The 1,323-nt window shown below is 50.0% G+C and carries 1 protein-coding gene; it reads right to left on the bottom strand.

Annotated elements, in window-relative coordinates:
• Positions 1–1,323 (bottom strand): sugar phosphorylase (locus tag J1785_RS00955; RefSeq protein ID WP_217218589.1); only part of this gene is annotated, 1,323 nt, incomplete at both ends.

Below are 1,323 nucleotides of genomic sequence, written 5' to 3'. Positions count from 1 at the left end.
GCGGAAAGGTTGAACAGGCAAACTATTTCTTCGTTACCCTGCCCCCGGGTAAAAGCAAACACACTTTCATGACATTCAATGACACGCATCGGCGCACAAGGATGAAATGCCGTTTGTTCAGTCCGGCAGGCGATTAATTTTTTCAGTTCGCAAAATACCCGTGCACGTAATGAATCAGGTTTCGACAATATCTTTTCAATTTCAGTGACATCATATTTTTGCCGGTTAATTGCCCGGTTATGCCCGGCGATTTCTGCGCCCTGAATATCGTTACGTGAACCGAGAATACTTTGAATATACACCGCAGGAACACCGGGGAACGCCAGCAAAATGGCGTGCGCCAGCATGAAGCGCTGCAAACGGATATCATCACCGTCCGCCTGCCGGTTCAGCGCATCCATATAGGTGACGTTGATTTCATACGGACTGGTGCTGCCATCCGGATTATTTTTATACGACACCCGTGCGCCTTCCTGTTGCAGCGCCTCCACCAGCCTGAGGATTTCCGGTTCCGGCAGTAATCCCCGCAACGGATTGAGGCCAATGCCATCATGTGAAGCAAGAAAATTAAAGAAGGTAGTGGCGGGAGTACAGGCATCCAGACCGGCGGCCCAGCGTTTCAGCGTTTCGCCATTTTCACAGTGTATGGCATGCAGAACCAGTGGTGGCAGCGGGAACTGATAGACCATCTGCGCTTCATCATACCCGTTACCGAAGTAACTGATGTTGTCCTGATGCGGCACGTTAGTTTCGGTAATAATCACGGTGCCGGGGGAAACATAATCCACCACAGCGCGGAATAACTTCACCAGTAAGTGCGTTTTGTGCAGATGAATACAGGAGGTGCCGGGTTCTTTCCACATGTAGCCGACCGCATCGAGACGCACATACTCAGCGCCTTCTGCGAGGTATTTCAGCAACACGTCCAGCATATCGCGCAACACGTCAGGATGCGCAAAATTCAGGTCGATCTGATCCGCGCTGAAGGTGGTCCAGACATGGCGGGTTTCGCCATTTTCACAACGGAACGCGGTTAACAGCGGCGACTGTCGGGGGCGGGTCACGCCAGATAAATCACTATCCCCGTTCAGGCTAATAAAATAGTTTTCGTATTTCGGATTACCCGCCAGAAATTGTCTAAACCATTCACTGCTGGCGGAAATATGATTGCACACATAATCAAACATCAGCCGTGAAGATAATCCAAGCTTGCGAACATCTTCCCAGTCCCCCGCCACCGGACTGACTTGCTGATAATCAATTACGGAGAAACCATCATCCGACGAATAAGGATAAAATGGCAGAAGATGCACAATATTAAAA

The organism is Rahnella perminowiae (assembly GCF_019049755.1).
Taxonomy (GTDB): domain Bacteria; phylum Pseudomonadota; class Gammaproteobacteria; order Enterobacterales; family Enterobacteriaceae; genus Rahnella; species Rahnella perminowiae.
Note: the sequence above shows the minus strand (reverse complement) of the source record. Positions and strands in the feature narration are given on the sequence as shown.